The 24,544-nt window shown below is 37.0% G+C and carries 24 protein-coding genes; 11 read left to right on the forward strand and 13 right to left on the reverse strand.

Features of this window, described 5'->3' with window-relative positions; all coding sequences use genetic code 11:
• The first annotated feature begins 19 nt into the window (after window positions 1-19).
• From glmM to FW778_RS01360, 5 genes are all read left to right on the forward strand, one after another.
• Window positions 20-1,399, forward strand: a complete 1,380-nt coding sequence (gene glmM, locus FW778_RS01340; protein ID WP_150412772.1) for a phosphoglucosamine mutase — start codon at window positions 20-22, stop codon at window positions 1,397-1,399.
• 86 nt (window positions 1,400-1,485) lie between these two features.
• Entirely contained in the window at window positions 1,486-2,613 is a 1,128-nt protein-coding gene (locus tag FW778_RS01345) for a cysteine desulfurase family protein (RefSeq protein WP_150412773.1), read from the forward strand.
• Window positions 2,614-2,616: 3 nt separating this feature from the next.
• Window positions 2,617-4,044, forward strand: a complete 1,428-nt coding sequence (locus FW778_RS01350; protein WP_150412774.1) for a hypothetical protein — start codon at window positions 2,617-2,619, stop codon at window positions 4,042-4,044.
• Window positions 4,045-4,121: 77 nt separating this feature from the next.
• The gene (locus tag FW778_RS01355; RefSeq protein WP_202552021.1) at window positions 4,122-5,195 is read left to right on the forward strand and encodes a glycoside hydrolase family 5 protein; all 1,074 of its coding nucleotides are present in this window, start codon (window positions 4,122-4,124) and stop codon (window positions 5,193-5,195) included.
• A gap of 111 nt (window positions 5,196-5,306) precedes the next feature.
• Window positions 5,307-5,594, forward strand: a complete 288-nt coding sequence (locus FW778_RS01360) for a methyltransferase domain-containing protein (RefSeq protein WP_150412775.1) — start codon at window positions 5,307-5,309, stop codon at window positions 5,592-5,594.
• A 5-nt stretch (window positions 5,595-5,599) separates the two neighbouring features.
• On the opposite strand, the gene FW778_RS01365 is transcribed toward FW778_RS01360, so the two are convergent.
• The 8 genes from FW778_RS01365 to FW778_RS01400 all read right to left on the reverse strand — a co-directional run bounded on the left by FW778_RS01365 (window position 5,600) and on the right by FW778_RS01400 (window position 13,107).
• Window positions 5,600-7,141 (reverse strand): PorV/PorQ family protein, encoded by a 1,542-nt coding sequence (locus tag FW778_RS01365; protein WP_150412776.1) that lies wholly within the window; start codon window positions 7,139-7,141, stop codon window positions 5,600-5,602.
• Complete coding sequence (locus tag FW778_RS01370) at window positions 7,138-8,007, reverse strand: carboxypeptidase-like regulatory domain-containing protein (protein ID WP_150412777.1); 870 nt, start codon at window positions 8,005-8,007, stop codon at window positions 7,138-7,140. The genes FW778_RS01365 and FW778_RS01370 overlap by 4 nt, the downstream gene beginning before the upstream one ends.
• 224 nt (window positions 8,008-8,231) lie before the next feature.
• Window positions 8,232-8,555 carry a Dabb family protein gene (locus FW778_RS01375; RefSeq protein ID WP_150412778.1) on the reverse strand — a complete coding sequence of 108 codons (324 nt, stop codon included), beginning with the start codon at window positions 8,553-8,555 and terminating at the stop codon, window positions 8,232-8,234.
• A gap of 48 nt (window positions 8,556-8,603) precedes the next feature.
• Window positions 8,604-10,271 (reverse strand): alpha-amylase family protein, encoded by a 1,668-nt coding sequence (locus tag FW778_RS01380; protein ID WP_150412779.1) that lies wholly within the window; start codon window positions 10,269-10,271, stop codon window positions 8,604-8,606.
• Between the two features lie 41 nt (window positions 10,272-10,312).
• Window positions 10,313-11,140, reverse strand: coding sequence for an SAM hydrolase/SAM-dependent halogenase family protein (locus tag FW778_RS01385; RefSeq protein ID WP_150412780.1), 828 nt, complete (start codon window positions 11,138-11,140; stop codon window positions 10,313-10,315).
• Window positions 11,141-11,203: 63 nt separating this feature from the next.
• On the reverse strand, window positions 11,204-12,004 hold the full coding sequence (locus tag FW778_RS01390; protein ID WP_150412781.1) for an SDR family oxidoreductase: 801 nt from the start codon (window positions 12,002-12,004) through the stop codon (window positions 11,204-11,206).
• 57 nt (window positions 12,005-12,061) lie between these two features.
• A complete protein-coding gene (locus FW778_RS01395) occupies window positions 12,062-12,298 on the reverse strand; it encodes a hypothetical protein (RefSeq protein WP_150412782.1) in 237 nt (78 codons plus the stop codon).
• A gap of 59 nt (window positions 12,299-12,357) precedes the next feature.
• Window positions 12,358-13,107: an LOG family protein gene (locus tag FW778_RS01400; protein ID WP_150412783.1), complete on the reverse strand. Its 750-nt coding sequence runs from the start codon at window positions 13,105-13,107 to the stop codon at window positions 12,358-12,360.
• Window positions 13,108-13,283: 176 nt separating this feature from the next.
• Here FW778_RS01400 and FW778_RS01405 point away from each other — a divergent pair, with 176 nt between their 5' ends.
• Window positions 13,284-14,588 carry an NRAMP family divalent metal transporter gene (locus FW778_RS01405; protein WP_150412784.1) on the forward strand — a complete coding sequence of 435 codons (1,305 nt, stop codon included), beginning with the start codon at window positions 13,284-13,286 and terminating at the stop codon, window positions 14,586-14,588.
• A 31-nt stretch (window positions 14,589-14,619) separates the two neighbouring features.
• On the opposite strand, the gene FW778_RS01410 is transcribed toward FW778_RS01405, so the two are convergent.
• Genes FW778_RS01410 through FW778_RS01430 form a run of 5 tightly spaced genes read right to left on the reverse strand, consistent with a single transcriptional unit; the run spans window position 14,620 to window position 20,156 of the window.
• The gene (locus tag FW778_RS01410) at window positions 14,620-16,686 is read right to left on the reverse strand and encodes an alpha-ketoacid dehydrogenase subunit alpha/beta (protein WP_150412785.1); all 2,067 of its coding nucleotides are present in this window, start codon (window positions 16,684-16,686) and stop codon (window positions 14,620-14,622) included.
• A 29-nt stretch (window positions 16,687-16,715) separates the two neighbouring features.
• Window positions 16,716-17,693, reverse strand: coding sequence for a biotin synthase BioB (gene bioB / locus FW778_RS01415; protein ID WP_150412786.1), 978 nt, complete (start codon window positions 17,691-17,693; stop codon window positions 16,716-16,718).
• A 27-nt stretch (window positions 17,694-17,720) separates the two neighbouring features.
• Complete coding sequence (locus tag FW778_RS01420) at window positions 17,721-18,827, reverse strand: M42 family metallopeptidase (RefSeq protein WP_150412787.1); 1,107 nt, start codon at window positions 18,825-18,827, stop codon at window positions 17,721-17,723.
• A gap of 32 nt (window positions 18,828-18,859) precedes the next feature.
• Window positions 18,860-19,708, reverse strand: coding sequence for a UbiA family prenyltransferase (locus tag FW778_RS01425; protein ID WP_202552022.1), 849 nt, complete (start codon window positions 19,706-19,708; stop codon window positions 18,860-18,862).
• A 1-nt stretch (window position 19,709) separates the two neighbouring features.
• Window positions 19,710-20,156 (reverse strand): hypothetical protein, encoded by a 447-nt coding sequence (locus tag FW778_RS01430; protein ID WP_150412789.1) that lies wholly within the window; start codon window positions 20,154-20,156, stop codon window positions 19,710-19,712.
• Window positions 20,157-20,265: 109 nt separating this feature from the next.
• Here FW778_RS01430 and FW778_RS01435 point away from each other — a divergent pair, with 109 nt between their 5' ends.
• The 5 genes from FW778_RS01435 (at window position 20,266) to FW778_RS01455 (ending at window position 24,530) form a co-directional block, all read left to right on the forward strand.
• Window positions 20,266-21,213, forward strand: coding sequence for a LuxE/PaaK family acyltransferase (locus FW778_RS01435; RefSeq protein ID WP_150412790.1), 948 nt, complete (start codon window positions 20,266-20,268; stop codon window positions 21,211-21,213).
• Window positions 21,214-21,279: 66 nt separating this feature from the next.
• Window positions 21,280-21,507 (forward strand): hypothetical protein, encoded by a 228-nt coding sequence (locus FW778_RS01440; protein ID WP_150412791.1) that lies wholly within the window; start codon window positions 21,280-21,282, stop codon window positions 21,505-21,507.
• A 305-nt stretch (window positions 21,508-21,812) separates the two neighbouring features.
• Window positions 21,813-23,024 carry a cation:proton antiporter gene (locus FW778_RS01445; protein ID WP_150412792.1) on the forward strand — a complete coding sequence of 404 codons (1,212 nt, stop codon included), beginning with the start codon at window positions 21,813-21,815 and terminating at the stop codon, window positions 23,022-23,024.
• A gap of 272 nt (window positions 23,025-23,296) precedes the next feature.
• Complete coding sequence (locus tag FW778_RS01450; protein ID WP_150412793.1) at window positions 23,297-24,136, forward strand: M23 family metallopeptidase; 840 nt, start codon at window positions 23,297-23,299, stop codon at window positions 24,134-24,136.
• Between the two features lies 1 nt (window position 24,137).
• The gene (locus FW778_RS01455) at window positions 24,138-24,530 is read left to right on the forward strand and encodes a bactofilin family protein (protein ID WP_150412794.1); all 393 of its coding nucleotides are present in this window, start codon (window positions 24,138-24,140) and stop codon (window positions 24,528-24,530) included.
• Window positions 24,531-24,544: the final 14 nt, after the last annotated feature.

A 24,544-nucleotide genomic window follows, 5' to 3' on the forward strand; every position in this document is an offset into this window, starting at 1 on the left:
CCACATAAACACATGAACAGTGGCACTGATAAAAAGCATCTCCGGCATAAGAGGAACAATTGGAGGAAAATCGGGACAAAACCTTACACCGCCCGATATTGTAAAATATACTTCGGCGTTTGCAGCTTGGCTCACCAGCCAGCAAAGCAATAAAAAAATTATTATAGGCAGAGATGGAAGAATGAGCGGCCAGATGGTAAGCGACTTATGTGCCAGCACACTTATTGCTTATGGTTTCGACGTAGTTGATCTCGGCCTCACAACAACACCCACGGTTGAAATTGCCGTTCAGTATGAGCAAGCTGCAGGCGGAATTATTCTAACAGCCAGCCATAATCCAAAAGAGTGGAATGCATTAAAGCTTCTCAATAACAAAGGAGAATTTATAAATGGAGAAGATGGTGAAAAGATTTTGGAATTTGCTGAAAAAGAAGATTTCAATTTTGCAACGGTTGATAAAACAGGAAAATATATAAAAGATGATTCTTACCTGCAGAAGCATATTGATGCAGTCGTAAATTATGAGCTGGTAGATGTTGCTGCAATAAAAAAAGCAAAATATAAAATTGTTGTTGATGCAATAAACAGCTCAGGTGCTATTTATATTCCTGCGTTGTTAAAAGCATTGGGCGTAAAAGATATTACTGTTTTAAATGGAGAAGTGAACGGAAAATTCGATCATAATCCTGAACCCCTCCCGCAACACCTTACGGGGTTGAGCAATGAAGTAAAAAAACAAAATGCCAGCCTCGGGATTGCTGTAGACCCTGATGTAGACAGACTTTGCTTTGTAAGTGAAAATGGACACATGTTTGGAGAAGAATATACTTTGGTTGCCGTGGCTGATTATATGTTGAGCAAAAGAAAAGGCAATACCGTAAGCAATATGTCTTCAACCAAAGCACTGAAAGAAATTACGCAGAAACATGGTGGTGAATATTTTCCTTCGGCTGTAGGTGAAGTGAACGTGGTAAATAAAATGAAAGAAGTAAATGCAGTAATAGGTGGCGAGGGAAATGGCGGCATTATTGTTCCGGATTTTCATTATGGGCGTGATGCTCTTATTGGTATTGGATTATTTCTTACGCACCTGGCGCATTCACAAAAATCAATTAATCAATTACGCGGCACTTATCCTGATTATTTTATTTCAAAAAATAAAATTGCCTTAGAAACCAGTGTTGATGTAAAAGAGGTTTTTAAGAAAATAAAAGACAAGTACAAAAGCCATCCTATTAATACAGAAGATGGGTTAAAAATTGAATTTGATAAAGATTGGGTTCATCTCCGAACCAGCAATACCGAACCTATAATAAGAATTTATTCTGAAAGTAATTTTGAAACTACCGCTGAAAATATTGCCAAAAAAATTATGAATGATATAAGAGAGGCGATGTAATTGAGCCTCACCCCAACACCTACCCGAAGGAGAGTGAAAGACTTATAAAAAGCAATTAACTATTTGACCAATTAACCATTTAACAATTGGATAGAATTTATTTCGATAATGCCGCTACGACGCCACTTGATCCGCTGGTACTGGAATCTATGATGCCTTATCTTACCGAAAAATTCGGTAACCCCTCCTCTATATATTCTTATGGCCGTGAGACAAGAATGGCCATCGAAAATGCAAGAAAATCTGTGGCGAAAATATTAAATGCACGCCCCGCGGAAATATTTTTTACGAGTGGTGGAACTGAAAGCAGTAATACAGCTATTAATGCCGCAGTATATGATTTAAGCTGTAAAAGAATTATCACTTCTCCGCTGGAACATCATGCTACATTACATTGCGCTGAATATATCAACAAGATAGGGATTGTAGAAATTTCTTATGTAAAAATTTTATCTAACGGGCATATTGATATAACCGATCTTGAAAGGTTACTGGAAGAAAGCAAAGAAAAATGCCTGGTAACTTTAATGCATGCGAATAATGAAATTGGTAATATAACAGACATTGAAGCAGTTGGAAATTTATGTAAGAAATATAATGCTATCTTTCATTCAGATACTGTTCAAACAGTAGGGCATTATAATTTTGATTTAAGAAAACTTCCTGTGCATTTTATTACTGGAGCCAGCCATAAATTTCACGGACCGAAAGGAGTCGGAATTTTATACATCAATGAAAATATAAAAATTCATCCGTTCATAAATGGTGGTAGCCAGGAACGTAACATGAGGGCGGGTACTGAAAACTTATATGGTATTGTTGGTTTTGCAAAAGCATTAGAATTGGCAACAGCAAATCATGAAACCGATAGAGAATACATAAGTAATATCAAAAGTTACATGCAGAAAAAGTTGAGGGGTAATATTGCCAATGTTTATTTTAACGGCGATTATGATGGCAAAAGTTTGTACACCGTTTTAAGTGTTGCATTTCCAAAAACTGAAAAATCCGAAATGCTTCTTTTTAATCTTGATATAAATAATATTTGCGCAAGTGGCGGTAGCGCCTGCTCTTCAGGCGCCGATGCAGGAAGCCATGTAATAAGAGCGATCTCTAATGACTTAAATCAAATTACGGTTCGCTTTTCTTTTAGTAAGTACAATACAAAGGAAGAAGTAGATTTAGTCGTGGAAAAGTTGAAGGGCATGATTTAATTTATGAAGCCAATCCAATTTATAAGCCTTATACTGTTATTTGTTTGCATGATTTCATGCGCCAACAATCACAATAACACTACAGAAGGTAGCGACGATATAGATACCACTATTTTAGGTGGTTCTAATGCTCATTCAACAGAAACTTTTGAGACAGGAAAAATTATTACACATGTCATTTACAAAACTGATCCTGCGCAATCTTATGCCCTCTACATTCCCGCAAAGGGCAATAAAGAAACATTGCCGGTAGTTTATTTTTTCGATCCTCATGGAGATGGCTCATTGCCATTGGATAAATACAAAGCATTGGCAGATGTTTATAATTTCATTTTGGTTGGAAGCAATAATTCGAAAAACGGTAATGATTGGTCCACTGCAGAAAATATATGGAACACTTTGTTTGATGATACGCAAAAGAGATTAAAGATTAATGCTAAACGAATTTATCTGTGTGGTTTTTCAGGAGGTGCTAAAGTGGCCACTTACCTGGCTTTACATCACAATGAAATAAAAGGAGTAATTGCAAATGGAGCCGGGCTGCCTGAAATAATACAGGCCGGTAATTTTAATTTCAGTTTCACTGCCATTGCCGGGGAGGGTGATTTGAACATGACCGACCTGGTAGCCATTGCTAACGGCCTGGAACACACGCAGACGCGACACCGGATTATTTTCTTTAACGGAATACATGAGTGGGCTCCTGATAGTACGATGAATATTGCCTTTGAAGGCTTACAGCTTGATGCGATGCAGAAAAAAATAACTCCGATCGACAAGGAATTTATTGACAATTATATTAATATTAGTAAAAAAACAGTCGACGCATATTTGAAAGCAAATAACTATTTAAAAGCTGAAACTGAGTGTACGCTTGCCACGAACATGCTGGATGGATCATCCAATGATGTAAATTGGTTTCGGGAAAAGAAAGTTGCTATTCAAAACAATCCAACTTATCAAAAGCAATCGCAGGAAAAACAAAAATTACTGGCAACGGAACAAAATTTAAAGGATAAATATCAGCAACAATTTCAGCAGGGAGATATGAACTACTGGATTAAAACGATTAAGGAGCTTGAAGCGCAAGCTAAGGCGACAGCTCCTGAAGGCGCCATGTATCAACGCCTGGAAGCCTACCTTTCCCTGGCTTTTTATTCTATCAGCAACCAGCTTATAAAAGGCAACCAAAACAACGATGCACAATACTTTGTTGATCTCTATAAACTGGCTGATCCCACAAATAGTGAAGCGTGGTATTTCTCTGCCATACTCGACGCACGGAATAACAATGCCAAAGCCGCCGAAGCTGATTTATTGAAAGCAGTTTCATTGGGATTTGCAGATAAAAATCGTTTAATGCAGCAACCTGAATTTCAACAATCAGGGCTAACAATTAATTTATCGGAGATTGAAAACAAAATGAAATAGAACAAGTCGCAAAAAGAAAATTGAAAATAAGTCTTACCAGGAAAATTTTTATTACTACTTTTTACATAAAAAAAATTATGCCTCGTATAAACAAATTTATGAAGCTTTTGCTGCTTTTAATAATGACGACCGCTAGTTCGCAGGGCGTACATGCCCAAAGCACCTCACTTAATAATTATCACGCATGGTGGAAAGAGAAATATTTGCAAAAACCTGCAAAAAATCCAAAAGCAAAACTGCTGCCCTTGATTATAGTAAAAGGAAACAAATTTGTAAATGCGGGCGGAGAAACGATATTGTTCCGCGGCGTTTCCATAGCCGACCCTGATAAGATTTATCATGAAGGCCATTGGAATAAATTACTTTTTGAAAAAGCAAAAGACATGGGTGTGATGCTCGTTCGCATTCCTGTTCACCCTGCAGCGTGGAGGGACCGCTCTCCCCTGAAATATCTGTCATTACTGGATTCTGCAGTTAGCTGGTGTACCGATCTTGGCATGTACGTCGATATTGATTGGCATTCCATCGGCAACTTGGAGATGGAACTTTTTCAGGACGCAATGTATAACACCACACTCAAAGAAACTTACGAGTTCTGGCAAACTATAGCAAGACATTTTACAGGAAATAATACAGTTGCATTTTACGAGCTATTTAATGAACCCACAACTTATCGTGGGCAGCTTGGCAATATTAGCTGGAGCACATGGAAAAAAATAAATGAAAACATCATTCAGTTAATAAGAACATTTGACAATGAAACGATACCCCTGGTAGCTGGTTTCGACTGGGCTTACGATCTTACACCCTTGCGTGAAGAACCTATCAATGCAATAGGAATCGGTTATGTAACGCATCCTTATCCTAATAAACGGTCTCAACCGTGGGAGCCAAAATGGGAAGAAGATTTTGGTTTTGCAGCACAAAGGTACCCGGTACTTGCAACAGAAATGGGCTTTAATGTACGCAAGGGCGATCCTGAAGACGGCGCCGAAAACTATGGAACCCGCATTACTAAATATCTCGAGAACAATGGAATTGGCTGGCTGGCGTGGAACTTTGATCCTGAGTGGGGACCTCAATTATTAAGCTCGTGGGACTATGAACTTACCGGTAGTGGCAAATTTTTTAAAGCTGCTATGCACAAATAATTTCAATAAGATGAGCCCGGCACATCTTTCCCCGATTTTTAGCTTCATAATATTGATGTTGCTTTTAATGCGCGGAACTAGACTTCGATTAAGCAAAAGCTGTTGAGTAATATGACTAACAGTTTAGGCTATACGCCATCTTATATAAAACGCCAAACTTTTATAAATCAAAATATATGCAGGATTGCGGCAAAGTATGGTTGCAAAGTTACCGGTATCGATCTCACAGAAGAATTTATAAGAACAGCAAAATTGCTATCGCAAGAAACAGGTTTGCAGGATCTCACGAACTTCGTACAAGGCAATGCTTTGAATGATACCCAGGCAAAACTTTCAGGGCTTGTTAGAAATATAAAGGAAAACAGAATTGAATTACAAAGCGGAACGTATATGGGTTGATTGTGTTAAAAATTAAAAACAAAACCCGAATATATTTTTCCGTCAAAGACTTTATTTTTCGAAACTTTCACCTCGTTTATCACGAGGTTATTATCATAGATATAAGCAATCTTGAAATTTTTTAATCTGAATGAAACCGAAAAGCTTTGTTGTTTAAATGCATAACCCGTGGCAATCAAGCCGTTATTAAACGGCACATAATTTACACCTAATGATGCATCATAAAATTCATTGTCGGTGAACAGGGCATCAGCGCCAACATTGAGTCTGCCTCTTTTGTAACACAGGCCAACACCATAAGACCGCTGGTTGATATATGATTGATTTGATGAATCGGGGACAAACTGATCAGCATATAATTTGGTTCCGGCCACATTCATAACGGAAACGCCTGCCTGAAGAAAACTGTTTATTTTATAACTGAAAGAAATATCTGCGTCAATACTTTGTTTTTTAATGCTGTCATCTATAAAGAAATTATATGGAGTATTGTCAGTCCCATCCTGTTCCATCGCAAGCAGTTTTGGATTATTAAATTTCTGCCAAATCGATTTGATAGTTACACCTACACTTGCTTTGTTATTTATCTTATATGCAGGGGCCACAAAGGCCGCAAACTCTTCTAATTTTTCCTGGTGATTTACCCCGTTGAAGATATTTCCGCTACTTAAAGCACCGATGCCAATCACATCTATTTGCCTCGTCTGATCTTGTTTTGTATAGATACCACCCATCCCCACAAAAAAATGTTTAGTTAACTGATAATAACCTGATAATTTAATATTGTTCTTAAAATTAGCAAGTAAGCTAATATTGTTTGGTTTACTGGTAAATGCAATAGCAGAGGCATTCCAGTAAACGGCTTCTGAAAGGTTGCGTGAAGGTGCAAAATTGAAACCAGTATTGTCGGTATTAGTCATAGGAGACGAATGAAGAAAAATACCATACTTGACTTTCCCCGGATAAATAGCAGTTACTTTAAATAAGCCGACGTTGGCAGTAGCAGCGGCGGTGACGAGCTTCTGAAATAAATTAATAAATGAAACCGGCGCAAGGGCAGGGCTGCCGGGCGCTTTCCCGGTAATATCTTCAGGCGGTAAGCGATGAGCAGAATCCAGCAATTGCTCAGAGAGTATATCAGGAAGCTCGGCATTTTGGCAATTCTCCAATAGCTTCCAACCCTTTACTGTAACGTACAATTTAGTTGGGTCTGTATTTCGCTTATCGAGGTCTTCCGAAATGAAAATACGCTCCACCCTTTTACAACTGCTGCATTTGGTAATAATGTATAGTGAAACATCTTTGTCTTTCAAATCCTTTGCATCCCAACCTGTGTTCACCTGAAAAAAACCTTGTGGTGTTGTAGTTGTTGCCACAGCTGCCTTTGGATTAAACGATGGAATAATAATGATGTTAACTGCACCTCTCGTGGAAGTGGCTATACCATTATTCATGCAACGAAGGGTTCCCTTAATAATGACGTCTTGTGCAGACACTACGCCGTTAAGTAACACGAGCGTCGCAATGAAAAAAATAGTCGTTTTCATTTTCCTTTGGGTTTAACATTATTGACTGGTATGGGGTTTAATACGAATTCAATATTATTTTCTCCTGATTCAATCTCGAATTGTTTTGCTTTGTCCTCATAAGCAGGGTGAGAAGTAACCAGTGTGATCCTGTCACCAAAATGATAGTCGGGAATTGGTAATTCGAAGCTTCCATCATTAATCGTTTTTGCAAAGTAGGGCGTTCCATCAACACTTACTTCTACATCGCGAATAGGGCGGTCTGCCGCATCCTTAACGGTGCCGGTTATTCGAATAATTTTAGATTGATTTAGTGTAACATCAATCGGACTAAAACTGGCAAGCAGTGTATCGACAGTCAAACTTTTATACCCATCACTTATTATATTTATAATGATCTTATTGCGTAACTGGTCGTAAGGAATATCCGGGAATATTACCATTCCTTTTTCGTTTATGGATGCATCCCGCTGGTAATGCGGAAACGATAAGGTTACGTTACCCCGCGTTACAGGATTATTATCCTGGTCAAATACTCGTATGGAAAGAAACTGGTCGGTTGAACCTTTCGGTAGCATGAAACCACCTAACACTGTTAAAATTACTCCCACAACGGGGCCGGTAAACTTGTACGTAACATTTGATTGAATACCTTTTAGCGAAGCGTACGAATTCATGATGCCGAAAATAAGCGCACTCGCAGCCATGCCAAAAAGCACTAACACGAGATAAAAAACACGGTCATCCATTTTTTCGGTGCCGCTCTGTTTCATGTAATGAAAATAATAATATCCAATGAAGATAGCCGCAACAAGGCTTACAGCAGATATAGTTAAATACGTTACAGCAGTAACCGGCTTTCTTGATTGGGGTTTACCAGTAGTCATCTTACGTGATTAATAATGTTATAATTCAGTTAAGGATACCGGATAAAAATTTGGCAACAAAAAAACTTAAAAATGAGAGGTGTGGGTTTTTAGCAGGATCATTGAATTGCAGTTGAAAATTAATAAAAAAATTCGCACGGTGCAATTCATATTTATAGTAATTGCATGTTCAAAAAAATTACAGAAATACGTTTTAAGAGTAACCATCCAGCATCATCCAATGCTTAATTGGTACCAATCGTATCATAAACCACTACTTTGGTCCATAAGTGCGAACACTCTTCAACAAAATTTAAATGGACCGGATCGGTTTGATAACTATCCTGGTCTTCTTTATTATTAAAGAGTAATAACCAGGAAACGCTGTAAGTATTGTCAATAACATCGCGATTGGTATCTGCGGGCTTACCAATATGAAAATTCTTTATTGTTGAAACAACAGAAAGCTTTTTCAATCCCTCTATGAGTTGGTTAAGGTCATTTACATTTCCGGGATTTTTTAGCCAGAAATAAACGTGATGGATAAAGCCATTTTTTTCAATAATCATAAGAATTAATTTTTAGAGGTTGTTTCACTTTAGCAAAAAAAATATTTTTTAACTCCAGTCAAAGTCTACTTCCTGGCTATCCAGTTTCCATTTTGAAGGCAAAGCGTTCGTAAGCCAATCGATTGGCTCTGCAATAGGTTGCCCACGGGCTGCTTCACTAAAACTCTTTTTTATAAATTCTTTTTGTTCCTCGCCAACAGCATCAGGCTGTGCAGATATAAATAACGGCGCGCTGCTTTTTGCTAGCAGTTCCATCCATTGTTTGTTTTTACTCCATGGAATATCCTTCGTAAGACCAACGCAATCTCCATCGGCTTCGTAAAAAGTTTCGTGTTGCACCAGTCTAAAGCCTAATGTATTAACGCCCATCTTTCTTGTGCGATCCCAATCTTTTCCACTCGTGTCATCTCCTATCCTGTTTAACTCAAATACACCTGCTGATAAATGACTCATCGTATTGCAGCCTATCAGGTATATTGAACCAGCTGCTTCACGGATATTATTATACAAATTCAAAATAATCTCTGCATTGGTTTTGGTGTTATCATTAAACTGCCATCCCGGTGCTGTTAATCCGTCCTCCATTTGAAATCCCCATCGCCCAAAAATATCATAGGTGGTATAATCATGCTTTACCATTTCAAAACCCCATTGATGGTATGTGTTCCAAAGATTTTTTATCCGTTCAATATTTTCTGATATAGTAGGATCAAGCAAAGGGGTTTTTGGATCATCACGTCCGGGGATAGACGCCATTAATAAACTTTTTTTATCATTATGCCTTGCAGATAAAGGCCTCGTCCATAAACCGGGACGCATGCCAATCCTCTTTATATCATCTGCCAGTTTTTTCATGTCACCAAACTTATTATTGGATACCGCAAAATCATCACCCCAGCAACAAGCATCGGGCAGTAAGGGAGATTTTATCGCCCAACCCGCATCAATTACAGAAAAAGGAGGATTGTCTGAATCACTTGCCAGGCTTGCCATTAAAGAAGTTGTTTCCAAAATAAGCGCTGCCGAATTACTGCCATAAGCAAAATACCAATCGTTGATGCCATAAACAGGTTTCTCTGTTAATCGTGGGTTATCACACATCTGCGTACAAAATCTTCTTACAGTTGCAAACACATTTTCATTTCCTTCATTTTTTGTTGTAACAATATCTGCGGCATGCAACGTTCTGTTGTGTAACTGTACACCATTCCCTCCGGTCCTTGTATCAAGTGCTAATTGCAATTTATCGTTTGCTATTTTCCAGGAACAAATAGTATTACATCCCGTTTTTACACCGAAACATATTGTACTATTGGCATCATGAGCAATGCAATACCATGGTAATTTTTTTGTTTCATTAATTTTTTGCCAGCTTATTGTCCCATAAGTGCGTTCCCATGCATCACCAAGAATTGTTGCCGTATTTGACGTTGCATATTTCCATGAAAGCCTTACTTCTTTTAAGACCAAGGTCGGCGATTGAACGTACACTTCAATTCTATCATTCATTTTTTTTAAGTCAACAATTACATCTTTATAAACCCACTTTTGCTTATCAGATGATTGCAGTAAAATGTATTTATCTTCTGAAAGTATTTCAACACCGTCAGGCATTTGAAGAACATGAGTTTTTCTACTTCCCGCCTTTGTGAAATCGGCAATTAATAAACTTGCAAGTGAGAAAGAGGATATTTTAATAAAATTTTTTCTATGCATTCGTCGAATAATTATTTATCCAAAAAAATATACAGCGTTAATTATTCAAAATAAATTTTCACTGTTTGATACAACAACCTGTTCTGCATATATTGGGTCTGCATATTCACTTTTTCCGAATAACCCTCCAACCCAAACAAACCCGCAGCGTTTCCTTTATTGACGGCTATTTCAAGATAGTTAGCCGAATTAAATAATGCCAGCTTTTCACTCTCGTGTACATCAGCATACGTCTCACTAATCTTCTCAATTATTTCATCCCGCTTAAAAACAATTTTAAAACTTCTTCCGCGGCGCTGCTCTTCAAATTCTTCTTTAGTAATGTTGATGATTACGTTTTCGAAATTATCAATGAAGATAATTTGTCCTTCAATATATTTTGGCCCAAGCAAAGGACGCAGCGGATTTTTTGTTTCTATTGAAACACTCCCATCGCCCACTTCATCCATTGTTTTTCCATCAAGAATTTCCTGGAATGCTCTGGCAAAAACAGCAGCACAATACAACGTATTCTTTTTTTCCGAAGCCCGCAAGGGAAGCGCCACAATCTTTTCAGGAACTTCTTCAAGAATCATTGTTATTAATCCATTATCTGCACAACCTATATATTGATTATTATGGTGAATGAGTAATAAATGATCAGGTCTTTTATCAAAAAGATTTACCAACACAATATGAAAAGTATTGGGTGGAAAATTTTTTATAGCATTGCGGCAAACATAAGCTGCCTGCGGATAATTAAATGGAGAAAGCTCATGCGATATATCAACAATGTTAAAACTACTGTTAACCTGTAGCAACTGGCCTTTTACGGCTCCGGTTAAAAAATCCTGTCGTCCTATATCTGATGTGAGCGTAATTAAAGGCATTCAAATTTTGTTACTCAATTCTTAAAACTAAAAGGTAATAAAAAGCAATGAACGAAAATATTTTTACTTCACTAATTCACCGTTTTTGAAGAAAAACTTTCTCACCATTTTATCGGCTAAGGCTGGAAAAAATTTATTAAGAAATACTGTTTGCTTTCCATTTAATGTTAATACCAACGTACGCTTTCTTTTTTCAATTGCATTCAAAATATGCCGGGCGCATTCTTCCGCACTCATCATTTTTTCCTCATCCATCGGCGATTCTCCTTGTGGTTTTGCATCTTTATTCAACGCGGCATTTCTAATATTTGATGTTGTAAAACCAGGACAAACCCACATTACATTCACACCTGTTTCCAGCAGTTCTGTGCGCAATGCTTCCAGCCACCCGTTCACCGCATATTTGCTGGCGCTATAGCCACTTCTTCCGGGCAAACCCCTGTAACCCGCAATGGAAGAAACTCCAACAATTGTTCCCTTTCTTTCGATGATGGAATTCAAAGCAAATTTGGTACAATAAACGGTGCCCCAAAAATTAATATCCATTACATTCTTTAAAGTAGCAAGGTCTGTGTCTTTAAAAAGAGCCCGCATAGAAATGCCTGCATTGTTTACTAAAATATCTATGCCTCCGAATTTTTCTATCGCAGCATTTATAAATTTTTTACAATCTTCTTCTTTACTCACATCCGCAGTCATTGTAAATAAAGGGAATGCCTGGTTTTCATTTACAAGATTTTCCAGTTTTTGTTGATTGCGCCCGCAGGTGGCTACCTTTGCGCCTTCCTTAAGCATAGCTTCTGCCAATGCTTTCCCGATTCCATCACTTCCGCCGGTAATAACTACCACTTTATTTTTAAACATCTTTTAATTTATTATGAGCAAAAATAACAGAGATGGCGTTGTAATAAAAGACAATTTTTATTTTGGCTTAACCAACAATGCATATATAACATACAACCATCCCAATATGCCATGAATTATTGCCCAGAGAATTGATTTATTCCTGCTCCAGGAAACCACAACAGCAATAATAGTTCCAAGCCCAACCGACGGGCCAATGTACACAGGCTGCACATAGCCGTTGTAGTTAGATGATGTACAGGCTGCGGCCATTAGGGCGAAAAAAAATAATAACAGGAGTATTTTATTTTCCATAATTTCTTATTTAGACTTTAAGTAATTAGTAACTTTTTTAATATAACAGAATTATTCATTCACATAATCGATGAAGAAATTTTTTGTAACCCTTTTTCGAAAAATCCCCAGAACGGCTTCCTGGGCTGCATATATTTTAGTCCAAATGCCATAATGCTTTTTTCTTTAATGTAGGCAATCGTATCTTCTATAGAGTCTGTTACAAGATATAGCTCTTCATCATGGAGTGATATTGTTCCTGCTGCAAGCATGCGGCTATTGTGTTCAAGAATATTATTATAAAAATCTTTATCAAAAATGATGATCGGAAAAGTGCTTATTTTTCTTGTTTGAACCAATGTCAGTGCTTCAAAAAATTCGTCTAAAGTCCCGAAGCCACCAGGCATCACTATAAACGCATAAGAATATTTTATAAGTAACGTTTTCCTCAGAAAAAAATACCTGATATCAACCCATTTATCCAGGTATGGATTATGGTGCTGCTCCCTGGGCAAGATGATATTGCATCCGATACTTTTTCCTCCAACATCCTTTGCTCCGCGGTTTGCCGCTTCCATAATACCCGGGCCACCGCCTGTCATAATTGTGAATCCTAATTTTGCAATTTCACCGGCAAGCCTTCTTGTTTGTTTGTAATATTCATGATCTTCTTTAAAGCGTGCTGAACCAAACACCGTAACACATGGACCAACAAAGTGTAACGCTCTAAAACCCTTTATAAATTCGAAAAAAACACTCAGGGCATATTTAAAATCTTTCCACCTGTCTTGAGGCCCTTCAAGGAATTGTATTTCTGTCTTTGTTGCCATTACTTTCTTTTTGTGATTGTTATTTCCTTCTTCATTCAAACTTAATTGATTTGCGGTATCCTATACAAATATTCCCAGATTATTCTAAAATTTATGATTATTTATTAATGGATTTTTAGAAAATAAATTACGGTTATATTTTCTGGTTTAAGTATATTACCATTTCAATTCTAAAAATGACTTCAGAAGGAAAACCTAAGGTCAAACGAAATAAATTTCTGAAATTTTTATCGATACTCGGACCGGGGCTTACAACGGGAGCTGCAGATGATGACCCTTCCGGCATTGCTACTTATTCGCAAACAGGCGCACAATTTGGATATGGACAATTATGGACAGCGCTCTATATGCTTCCATTTATGATGGGGGTGCAGGAAGCATGTGCAAGAACCGGAATGGTAACGGGAAAGGGCATAGCCGCAATCGTGAAAGAACACTTTAATCCAAAAATTCTGTATACTGTTGTAGGACTTGTTGTGATTGCAAATGTTATCAACATCGGCGCAGATATTGGCGCTATGGCTGAAGCTGCAGTACTTATAATTCCATTACCGTTTGCGGTATGGACGTTACTTTTTACTACAAGCATCTTAATCCTGGAAATTTTTACAACTTATAAAGTTTATGCAAGAATATTAAAATGGTTAGCACTTTCTTTGCTGGCGTACCCTGTTACAGTTTTTATTGTCCGGATGCCATGGCTTGCAGTTCTTAAAGCAACTTTTATTCCACATATAGAATTTAATTTTGCATTCTTTTTTATCATAACCGGTGTTTTAGGAACCACCATTTCACCATACATGTTTTTTTGGGAAACGTCGCAGGAAGTGGAAGAAGTAAAAGAAAGAAACCTGATAAAAAATGGAAAACCTTTAATTCACCGGGCCAATATTCGTTCAATGCGTATAGATAACAACGTGGGAATGATCATTTCTGAAATTACTACGTGGAGTATAATGGTAGTGGCCGGAACAGTGTTGCACAACAGCGGTGTAACTGATATAAAAACGGCTGCTGATGCCGCTAAAGCAATAGAGCCCCTGGTACATTCATTCCCACATGCCGGCTATCTCTCAAAACTTATTTTTTCTATAGGTATTATAGGGCTTGGCTTTTTAGCCATTCCAGTTCTTTCGGGCTCCGCAGCTTATGCAGTGTCCGAAGCTGCAAATTGGAAATCAGGATTGAATTTAAAATTAAAAAGAGCGCATGGCTTTTATGGCATCATTACGATTGCTACGCTAATCGGATTGATCATCAACTTTGTCGGGATTGATCCAGTAAAGGCATTGGTTTATGCAGCAGTCCTAAATGGAGTAGCCGCAGTTCCCCTTATCTTTCTCATCATTAAAATTTCAGGGAGTAAAAAAATTTTAGGAGAATATAAAAGTGGTCTGCTTTCTAAAATAATTTTATGGTTCACTTTTATAGGAATGGGAACAGCCGCAATTGCTATGTTTTTTATGATAGGAAAATCTTAAGAAGTAATTAATGAAGTGGCAAGAAATAAGATCAATAATCCAATAATTTATTAATGATAACAGCAACCTTTTCTGCATTGGGCAACATAGCTTTTTCAAGAAGTATATTCATTGGCACTGCAGGCAAATTTAAAGCGCCCAATACTTCGACAGGTGCATCCAAAAAACGAAAGCATTCCTTTGAAATCCTTCCTGCCAGCGCTTCTGCAAAGGAATTATTCTCTTGTTCTTCAGTAAGCACCAAACATTTACCATGTTTTTTTACGGTTGAAAAAATCAAATCTTCGTCTAAAGGGAATAAAGTTCTCAGGTCAACAATTTCCACCTGCTTATCGAATTTTTTTGCGGCTTCTTTGGCCCAGTAAACTCCCATTCCATAAGTAATAATACAACAGGTTTCTCCATTAATTATTTTTTCTTCATCAGCACTTAAAATAATGTTAGCCTTACCTAACGGTAACACATAATCGCGGGAAGGCTCAACAGATTTCGCATCTTCTGTACCGGGAACTTTACTCCAGTAAAGCCCTTTATGTTCTAACATTATAACGGGATTAGGATCCAGGAAAGCAGCCTTCATCAATCCTTTCATATCCGCAGCATTGGCAGGATATGCTATCATAATTCCTTTAATTGAAAGAAGTAAACTTTCTACACAACCACTGTGATAAGGGCCTCCACCGCCATAGGCGCCAACCGGAACACGAATTACAGTTTGCACAGGAAACTTTCCACAACTGAGATAGCAACTTTTTGAAACTTCAGTTGACAATTGATTAATACCGGGATAAATATAATCGCCGAACTGAACTTCAACAATTGGTTTTACTCCTGTAGCAGACATGCCAACCGTTGAACCGATAATATATGCTTCCTGTATGGCTGTATTAAATACGCGGTGATCGCCAAATTGTTCAGCTAAAGTAGCCGCCTCTCTAAAAACACCACCCAGTCTGCGTCCTACATCCTGTCCATACAAAACGGCTTCAGGATTGTCTTCCATTATTTCACGAATAGCAAAAAGCGCCGCATCTACCATTAAAACTTTTTCATTTCCTGAAGGACTTCGTTCTCCTTTTTCTTCTGTTACAGGTGTCGGAACGAAAACATGCTGTTCAACTTTTGCAGGATCAGGTTCTGCTGCGGCTACTGCGTTTGCAAATTGTTGGGCAACTTCTGTTTTAGCAACCGATTCAATTTCATTTAAATCATTTTCCCCAATACCTAAATCAAGCAGCTGTTTTTTTAATTTAGGTAAGGGGTCTTGTGCTGCATGTGAAGCAAGGTCATCTGCCGAACGATAAAATTCTTTTCGAACGCCACTTGTATGATGGGCCAATAAAGGAACTTTGGCATGTACTAAAAATGGCTGTCGGTTTTCACGAACCTTTTCAACTACACTTTTCATCACTTCATAGCTTTGAACGAAGTCACTACCGTCTATGCTTATACGCTGTAAGCCTTTAAAGCCCTGGGCAAATTCTGATGCATTCATTGTACGTGCTTCATCGGCACTTACACTTATGCCCCATCCGTTATCCTGCACCAAATAGATAATTGGAAGTTTTTTTAAAACAGCGAACTGAAATGCTTCACTCACCTCTCCTTCCGTTAAGCAGGCATCGCCTAAAGAACATATTACAACAGGTAATTCTCCGTCTTTACCTTTTTTATAAAGGGGTGAATTTATAAATTCCAGGTATTGTAAGCCCTGGGCAATACCTGTTGTGGGTATAGCCTGCATGCCTGTTGCACTGCTTTGATGTATTATATTTGGTTTATCTACCCCGCGATAATTAGGATGCGAATAATATTCTCTGCCACCTGTAAAAATATCTTCGCCTTTTGCAAGTAATTGCAACATTAAAGTATATGGTGAAAAACCAAGACCTAATAAAATACTTTCATCGCGATAGTAAGGACTAATATAATCACATGGCGAGAGTTGAAATGCTGTTGCGAGTTGAATCACTTCGTGCCCCCTTGATGTTGCATGAACATATTTGCATATCTGGCGGTTAGCTTCATAAGTGTCTGTCATAGCTTTGGCAGTACACATCAAACGAAAAGCCTTTAAAAGAATTTTTTTATCAATCATATTGACTAATTGGCTAATTAGTTAACCAGCTAATTAACCAAAATTTTTTCATCTTTAAATGCTTCCCTTGGTTTTAATCCCAATAATTGAAACATGGCATTGTCTTCATCAAAAGCCGGATTGGGAGTAGTTAGTAATTTATCTCCTGAAAAAATAGAATTGGCGCCTGCCATAAAACATAAGGCCTGCTCCGCAATACTCATTTCCGCACGGCCTGCACTTAAACGAACCATTGCTGCGGGCATAATGATTCTTGCAGTAGCAATCATTCTAACCATATCCCAAATATCAACCTTAGGATTGTCCTGCAAAGGTGTTCCTTTCACCCTCACCAATGCATTAACAGGAACACTTCCCGGATGGGAAGGGAGCGTAGCTAAGGTATGCAGCATGCCGATTCTGTCTTCATGCGTTTCTCCGAGGCCGATAATACCGCCGCTACAAACACTTATACCTGCTTTGCGAACATTACCTAATGTTTTTAAGCGATCATTATAAGTGCGTGTAGTAATAATGTCTGTGTAATGATCTTCAGAAGTATCTACATTATGATTGTAAGCATATAAGCCTGCATTATATAATTTTTTTGCCTGTTCTTCGGTGAGCATCCCCATTGTGCAGCAAACTTCCATGCCCAACTCATTAACACCCTGAACCATTTCAAGCACGCGATCAAAGTCCCTGTTGTCCCTGACTTCACGCCATGCTGCACCCATGCAAAATCTTGTGGAGCCAGCATTTTTTGCTTTCTCGGCATATGCCAGAACTTCTTCTTTCTTCATAAGCGACTGCACATCTACACCGGTATTGTAACGGGCAGCCTGCGGGCAATAAGCACAATCCTCGGGGCACCCTCCTGTCTTTATAGAAAGAAGCGTACATACCTGGACTTCACCCGTTGCATGATACTCACGGTGAACAGTAGACGCTTTATAAATAAGCTCAAGCAAAGGAGTATTGTATATTTCTGATATTTCTTCTTTTGTCCAGTTGTTTCTTATTTTCATTTATATAAATTTGATCTATGAAATTTATCAAAAATAACTCAAATTAGTTTTCGGCGTAAGAGCAAGAACACTTTCATACATAAGCCTGATCGTGTTTTCCACATCATCTTTATTTATCATTTCAACGGTGGTATGCATGTAACGTAGCGGAATAGAAATTAATGCAGAAGGGCATCCATCATTTGCATAAGCAAAAGAATCCGTATCAGTACCTGTGCTGCGGCTTACCGCTCTTAACTGCAAAGGAATTTTATTTTTTTCTGCAACTTTTTCTATAACACCTAAAAGTTTATTATGAACTGCAGGGCCATAAACCAAAGCGGGGCCCTTGCCACATGAACAATCGCCTTCAATCATTTTATTAATCATGGGTGTAGTTGAATCATGCGTTACGTCTGTTATAATAGCAATATCTGGTTTAATTCTACGGGCAATCATTTCAGCGCCACGAAGCCCAATTTCTTCCTGAACTGCATTAACTACGTACAATCCATAAAGAAGTGTTTTTTTATTTTCCTTTAATAAACGAGCCACTTCAGCAATCATGAAGCCACCTATCCGATTATCAAATGCACGTCCTATAATATTTCCATAAGATAATTCATCAAAACCTTCAGCATAAGTAACAACAGCGCCAATATGAATACCTAAATCTTCTACTTCCTTTTTGCTCCGTGCACCGCAATCAAGAAAAAGATTTTCCACTTTAGGCTGCTGTTCTTTATTATCGGCATTGCCCGAACGTGTGTGTATAGCGGGCCAGCCAAACACGGCTTTTACTTCCCCTTTTTTACCATGGATTCTAACCCTTTGCGAGGGCGCAATCTGGTGATCAACCCCTCCGTTTCTTTTTAAATAAATAAATCCTTCAGGAGTAATATAATTTACAAACCAGCTTATTTCATCAGCATGGGCTTCAATCACCACTTTAAAAGTTTTAGAGGGATTAATAACTCCCACCGCAGTTCCGTAAGGATCCGTAAACGTAGTGTCCACATAATTTTTTATATAATTAAGCCACACTTTCTGTCCTCCGCTTTCAGCCCCCACAGCCGAGGGTGTATTTATATAACTCTTTAAAAATTCAAATGATTGATCAGTTATTAATGAATTTGCTTTTTTGCTTTTAGCCATAATATAAAATTCTTTTTAATTAAGTGTGCAATTTAAAACTTTAAACCGATAAGATAAACGAGCACTGCCTGCAGTAACATCATTCCATCTATGCCGGCAAGGTATATGAAATCTGAATTTGTTTTTTTAGTTATTTCTATTGTAAAAAATGTTAGTAGTGCCGAAATTAACATCGCTATTAAAACTCCCTCGTTACCGAAAAAATAAAACTGTATTATCGATAAAAACACGAACACAGCAAGTGTGATATATGCAAGGTAGTAGGATCTTTTCTTTCCCAAAATAACGGGAATCGTCTTTATATTTTCCTTCCTATCTACTTCAATATCCCTTATATCAAACAATAAGCAAAGGACGAACATGAAAACAAATCTTTTAAAAAATACAAATACAAAAATGTTTCTCTCAAAAGAATAATTTACTACCGGAAACCAGACTGTTACTAATGTCCATAGCAGCGCAAGCGTTAAGATTTTTACAAATCCATAATCTTTTATACGTCTTTTCTTTCCAAAGGGAATTATCGGCAAAGAATATAAAAAAGCGATAACACCAAGAATGCCGAGAATAATAAAATGATGTAAACGAAAACTTAAAAAGCTAAAAAAAATAAGGCCAATACCAATTGCAAAAAGAATTTTATGAAGGTTTTTATTTTTTAAAGACCATGCAAGTCTTCGCGAATTTTTTACTGCAGAAGTTTTTACAAGATAATGAAGATTGTATTGAGCAAGCGTTGCGCCAAATACAAAACAATAGAAGCTAATAATATTTAGGGGAAGGTGTAATAATAAATTCGTTTCAATACACAAGGCAACTGCACAGCCAGCAATAAAAATACTACTGAATAAAATAAATTCTACAAGCTTTTTCAGAAACACATTAATTATAGATAATGATTGTAGGAGAAGATGCAGTGTCACTAATATGGCCTGCATCATCTTTTAAAACAAAACGAAAAACGGTTGTATCATTTTGCGGGGGGCATTGTGGTGATATATCCCTATAACTGGAGCCCGCGTTATTCCCCAACGTTACTGAAATTTCTCCTTTTTGATCCTTGGTAGTAGGAAAAACCGGCAATACATAAGTCTCATCGCCATTGCTATTAGGACAGTTAGCGCTTATTTTTTGTACAAAAATATTACCGCTGTCAGAAAAGTCCCCTTCGGCATCAGTAAACGATAAGGTAAATTGCAAAAGTGCGTGTTGGGGAAGCTGTGTAGTATTTACCGATTTAAATTTTAAAGAAGGAGTAGAAGAAAATTTAGTCTTCGTACATGACGAGGTAATTATTAAGAGTATGGAAAATAACAGAGTGTATCGCATCTTTGTATTTTAATTCTTCAAATTTAAATATTAAAAACTGAATAACTTTTTAGAAATATCTAAATGGGAAGATAAAATTTTCTCAGCCAACCACTATAATTTTCAGTATATGGCTTTGGAAATGTTCAGGCTTCAGTATGAACACAACAAAATCTATAAATTATACACCGATGCGCTTCATATAAACCCGCTGCAGGTGAACAGGATAGAAGATATTCCTTTTCTACCTATTCAATTCTTTAAGACGAACCAGGTAACCACCACCAACTTTGAACCGGAAACTATTTTTGAAAGTAGCGGAACCACCGGGGAAAATACAAGCCGCCATTTTGTGAAAAAATTATCGTTGTATAAAGAAAGTTTTCTCACTGGTTTCAAATTATTTTATGGTAATCCCCGGGAACTTTGTATACTGGCGTTGTTACCCGGATATCTCGAGAGACAAAATTCATCGCTTGTAACTATGGCAGATCATCTTATAAAACTAAGCGATCGTTCTCATAGTGGCTTTTACCTTCACAATCATGAAAAACTTTACCAAACTTTAGTTCACCATGAAATAAGGAAACAACCTGTTTTATTAATTGGAGTAACTTTTGCGCTGCTTGATTTCGCCGAAAAATATTCTATAGACCTCAATTACACAACCGTTATGGAAACGGGCGGTATGAAAGGGCGAAGAGAAGAAATTACCCGTGAGGAAGTCCATACTTTTTTAAAACAAAAGCTTGGATTACAAAATATACATTCAGAATATGGAATGACAGAATTATTATCACAAGCTTATTCAACAGGAAAAGGATTATTTAAATGTCCTCCATGGATGAAGGTATTAGCCAGGGAAGAAGATGACCCTCTTGAAATAACTGCATCCCCAAGAAAATATAAACCTTCTACGGGTTTATTAAATGTAATAGACCTCGCAAATATTTATTCCTGCAGTTTCATTGCAACTGATGATGTGGGGAAATTGTACCATAATGGAAGTTTTGAAGTGCTGGGTCGGCGCGACATAAGCGACCTAAGAGGATGTAGTTTACTAACGGCAAGTGACTAATGGTTTAACAAACGAAATTACAGGCATGCGATTTGCATAGGCCTAAATACATCAAAATTTATAACAATGAAAAAACTCCTTTTTATTTTAGTTTTTGCCTTCGGCATCAGCCTTACCACACATGCGCAGGATAAGGATAAAACAAAAAACACCTCCACTGTTCCTCAAAAAGTGCATAACACTTTTAGTAAGAACAAAAAACATAACGGTTATAAAGTTAAACACCGTCATAATGGAGTAACCCACAAGCATATTGTAAAGAACGGAGAAGAAACTGACCGGATAAAAAAATAGGTTTTTCACGACCATAAACCGCATCCGAAAATGGAGCGGTTTTTTTATTTTCAAAATTGAATTATATTACTACCAAGCCTACACGAATCAATTAGTGGTTTAGTTATTTAAAACTTTTTTTCAACTGAATTTTACATAAACATAATATTGGATTATTAATGCCATCGTATCCGGTTGCATCATAAAGCTTAATTTTAAATGTGATAACTTTAAAAATTAAATTTGCTTCTACTGCATTAAAAAAGGGACGTAATTTTTAAGAATATCGGGTAGCCGAAAAGCCGTGATAAACAATAATCCAAATTATGACAATACCAATTATTATAACATTGTGTGGTTTATTACTTATCGCCTATGTATTTGATCTCACTTCTTCGTTAACAAAAATTCCTTCTGTTCTTTTATTATTGCTTCTTGGTTGGATTGTACGCCAGGTTTCGCAGCTAATGAAGATTAATATTCCCGACCTCACTGGCCTCTTACCTTTTTTAGGGACCATTGGATTAATATTAATTGTACTGGAAGGTGCGCTTGAACTCGACTTTGATAAATCAAAAAAAATAATAATCGTAAAATCTTTTTTTGTTGCCTTAATACCCATTCTATTACTTTCATTTTTGCTTGCATTCCTGTTCCAGTATTTTGAAAATATCTCCTATAAACTAAGCCTTACCAATGCTATTCCATTTTGCATAATAAGCAGTTCTGTAGCTATTTCCAGCGTTAAAAATCTTACAACTTCCAACAGGGAATTTGTTGTATACGAAAGCAGCCTATCAGATATATTGGGAGTTTTGTTCTTTAATTATATTGCATTAAATAGTGTTATCAATTTACAATCAGCAGGTGCTTTTACTGTTCAATTATTAATAATTGCGCTTATTTCGTTTTTTGCCACATTAGCCCTTTCTTACTTACTCAGCAAAATTGAACATAACATAAAATTTGTTCCTATTATTTTATTGCTTATCCTGATATACGCCATATCAGAAATTTATCATTTACCTGCGCTCATATTTATTCTTCTTTTTGGACTGTTCCTGGGCAACCTCGACCAGTTGAAACAATTTAAATGGATACAAATGCTTCGACCACGAGAATTAAATAAGGAGGTGCACAAGTTCAAAGAATTAATTGTTGAAATTACTTTCTTAATCAGAGCGTTATTCTTTCTGCTTTTTGGATACCTCATAAAAAGGTCAGATATTTTAAATGCTGAAACTCTTATTTGGGCGATTACAATTGTAGCCTTGGTATTCCTATTCCGTGCTATTCTACTTAAACTTTTTAAACTTCCACTTTCACCATTATTATTTATTGCACCAAGAGGCCTCGTTAATGTCCTGCTTTTTCTGGCAATTATACCGTCGCAAAATATCTCGTTTGTAAATACCTCTCTTGTTATACAGGTTATAATTTTAACAGCATTAATTATGATGATAGGATTAATGTTTACAAAAAATCCTGTGACCATAACCATAAAAAATGAACAAATCACAGAAACCGTCGCTGAGTAATCTAATTCTTCGTTTTAGTTTTTATTGCGGTAAATAGTTAACTAAATATCCACATTACAATTTTTCTGATGGCAACTAAAGCCATTGTTAATTGATTTTCAATTACTTGATACCTTGTAAAAGTGCTTATAAAAAAGCCATGACTCAAGGCAATTAAATATTTCTTTTCCCGTTTATAATTCAATGGCTAAGATTGAAGCTATTGCTGAATTCAAGATATCAGTTATCCAAGTTATCGTAACCTGATTCAGAATTAAATTAACCTGGCTCCTATGAATACAAAAAAAGAAAAAACCACCGTCTTATTTGTAAATAAAAATGCACAGGCGTTAAAACCCATGCAGGTTTCCAGTAAGCTTTTATTGAACTGGAAAAAATACCTCGCCGCCGTTTTATTAATCTTTTTTGGTCTTATTGGCACCATAGTATTTCTTACTTCTAATAGTATTCAACAAAATAAAATTCGGGAAGCACTTGCAAAAAGAATCCAGTCGATACACGTTTCATACGCACAGGTTGATACCAATACAATTCGCGAAAAGTTTACCACAATTGATAAAGAACTTTTAACAATAAATGGATACTTAAAAGCAAGAGGTATTAAATCGAACTTAAAGGGCCCGGAAGGTGGTGAGGCAGATAACGACATTATTTCCACCGATGAGATCAGTAATTTTTACGAAGGATATTTAAAGAAAATAATTTACAATATTTCGTATACGCCTTTGGGTTATCCTTTTCCGGGAACTATCACATCTACGTTTGGGCATCGGGAAAATCCTTTTAGCGGTGAAGGTGTAGAAACACATAAAGGAGTAGATATAAGGGGCGCATGGGGCTCTCCTGTGAAAGCTATGGCCAAAGGTGAAGTGGAATTTGCAGGACTGCGTGGCGGTTTTGGAAACTGTATTATACTAAAACACGGAAATGGTTTTGAAACACTCTATGGCCACCTCTCAAAGATTTTAGTAAACGTAGGTGAAAAAATTGATATTGGTCAGCAGATAGGTAATATTGGCTCAACAGGCCGTTCAACAGGACCTCACCTGCATTATGAAGTTCATAAAAACGGAGAAAAAATAGATCCTAAAAACTTTTTAACACTCAACTAATATGTTTAAAAAAAACGACAAACAACAGCAGGCGCTTGAAATTAACCAACAGGAAATTTCAACCATTATTGGTGAAGGATTTATTTTCACCGGTGAGCTAAGAGGATCATCAGCAATAAGAATTGAAGGAAAAATTATCGGCAATGTAATTGTTGACGGCGGCGTAATATTAGGTGAAAAGGGAAATGTTGAAGGTGATATTATTACCAAATCGGCTATCATATTTGGAACGGTAAATGGCAATGTGAAGACAACGCAATTAGAAATTAAGAAGACGGGGTTTGTAAACGGAGAAATTACTACCGATACCCTCGAAATAGAATTAGGCGCACAATACAATGGTAAATTAAATATGAAAAGGCAACCGGCACAAGCATTAGCCGAAGCATCTTAGAGATTTTAAATTTT

It is taken from the genome of Ginsengibacter hankyongi (assembly GCF_008710285.1).
Lineage (GTDB): Bacteria > Bacteroidota > Bacteroidia > Chitinophagales > Chitinophagaceae > Ginsengibacter > Ginsengibacter hankyongi.

What these genes read in the sequence shown, in the direction of transcription:
- bioB (WP_150412786.1), bottom strand. Translation starts at nt 17,693, where the DNA reads ATGAAAATAAGAAACAACTGGACAAAAGAAGAAATATCAGAAATATAC.
- FW778_RS01405 (WP_150412784.1), top strand. Translation starts at nt 13,284, where the DNA reads ATGACTTCAGAAGGAAAACCTAAGGTCAAACGAAATAAATTTCTGAAA.
- FW778_RS01375 (WP_150412778.1), bottom strand. Translation starts at nt 8,555, where the DNA reads ATGATTATTGAAAAAAATGGCTTTATCCATCACGTTTATTTCTGGCTA.
- FW778_RS01450 (WP_150412793.1), top strand. Translation starts at nt 23,297, where the DNA reads ATGAATACAAAAAAAGAAAAAACCACCGTCTTATTTGTAAATAAAAAT.
- FW778_RS01440 (WP_150412791.1), top strand. Translation starts at nt 21,280, where the DNA reads ATGAAAAAACTCCTTTTTATTTTAGTTTTTGCCTTCGGCATCAGCCTT.
- FW778_RS01445 (WP_150412792.1), top strand. Translation starts at nt 21,813, where the DNA reads ATGACAATACCAATTATTATAACATTGTGTGGTTTATTACTTATCGCC.
- FW778_RS01435 (WP_150412790.1), top strand. Translation starts at nt 20,266, where the DNA reads ATGGCTTTGGAAATGTTCAGGCTTCAGTATGAACACAACAAAATCTAT.
- FW778_RS01400 (WP_150412783.1), bottom strand. Translation starts at nt 13,107, where the DNA reads ATGGCAACAAAGACAGAAATACAATTCCTTGAAGGGCCTCAAGACAGG.
- FW778_RS01360 (WP_150412775.1), top strand. Translation starts at nt 5,307, where the DNA reads ATGACTAACAGTTTAGGCTATACGCCATCTTATATAAAACGCCAAACT.
- FW778_RS01395 (WP_150412782.1), bottom strand. Translation starts at nt 12,298, where the DNA reads ATGGAAAATAAAATACTCCTGTTATTATTTTTTTTCGCCCTAATGGCC.
- FW778_RS01430 (WP_150412789.1), bottom strand. Translation starts at nt 20,156, where the DNA reads ATGCGATACACTCTGTTATTTTCCATACTCTTAATAATTACCTCGTCA.
- FW778_RS01355 (WP_202552021.1), top strand. Translation starts at nt 4,122, where the DNA reads ATGCCTCGTATAAACAAATTTATGAAGCTTTTGCTGCTTTTAATAATG.
- FW778_RS01390 (WP_150412781.1), bottom strand. Translation starts at nt 12,004, where the DNA reads ATGTTTAAAAATAAAGTGGTAGTTATTACCGGCGGAAGTGATGGAATC.
- FW778_RS01365 (WP_150412776.1), bottom strand. Translation starts at nt 7,141, where the DNA reads ATGAAAACGACTATTTTTTTCATTGCGACGCTCGTGTTACTTAACGGC.
- FW778_RS01420 (WP_150412787.1), bottom strand. Translation starts at nt 18,827, where the DNA reads ATGGCTAAAAGCAAAAAAGCAAATTCATTAATAACTGATCAATCATTT.
- FW778_RS01370 (WP_150412777.1), bottom strand. Translation starts at nt 8,007, where the DNA reads ATGACTACTGGTAAACCCCAATCAAGAAAGCCGGTTACTGCTGTAACG.
- FW778_RS01385 (WP_150412780.1), bottom strand. Translation starts at nt 11,140, where the DNA reads ATGCCTTTAATTACGCTCACATCAGATATAGGACGACAGGATTTTTTA.
- FW778_RS01350 (WP_150412774.1), top strand. Translation starts at nt 2,617, where the DNA reads ATGAAGCCAATCCAATTTATAAGCCTTATACTGTTATTTGTTTGCATG.
- FW778_RS01410 (WP_150412785.1), bottom strand. Translation starts at nt 16,686, where the DNA reads ATGATTGATAAAAAAATTCTTTTAAAGGCTTTTCGTTTGATGTGTACT.
- FW778_RS01455 (WP_150412794.1), top strand. Translation starts at nt 24,138, where the DNA reads ATGTTTAAAAAAAACGACAAACAACAGCAGGCGCTTGAAATTAACCAA.
- FW778_RS01380 (WP_150412779.1), bottom strand. Translation starts at nt 10,271, where the DNA reads ATGCATAGAAAAAATTTTATTAAAATATCCTCTTTCTCACTTGCAAGT.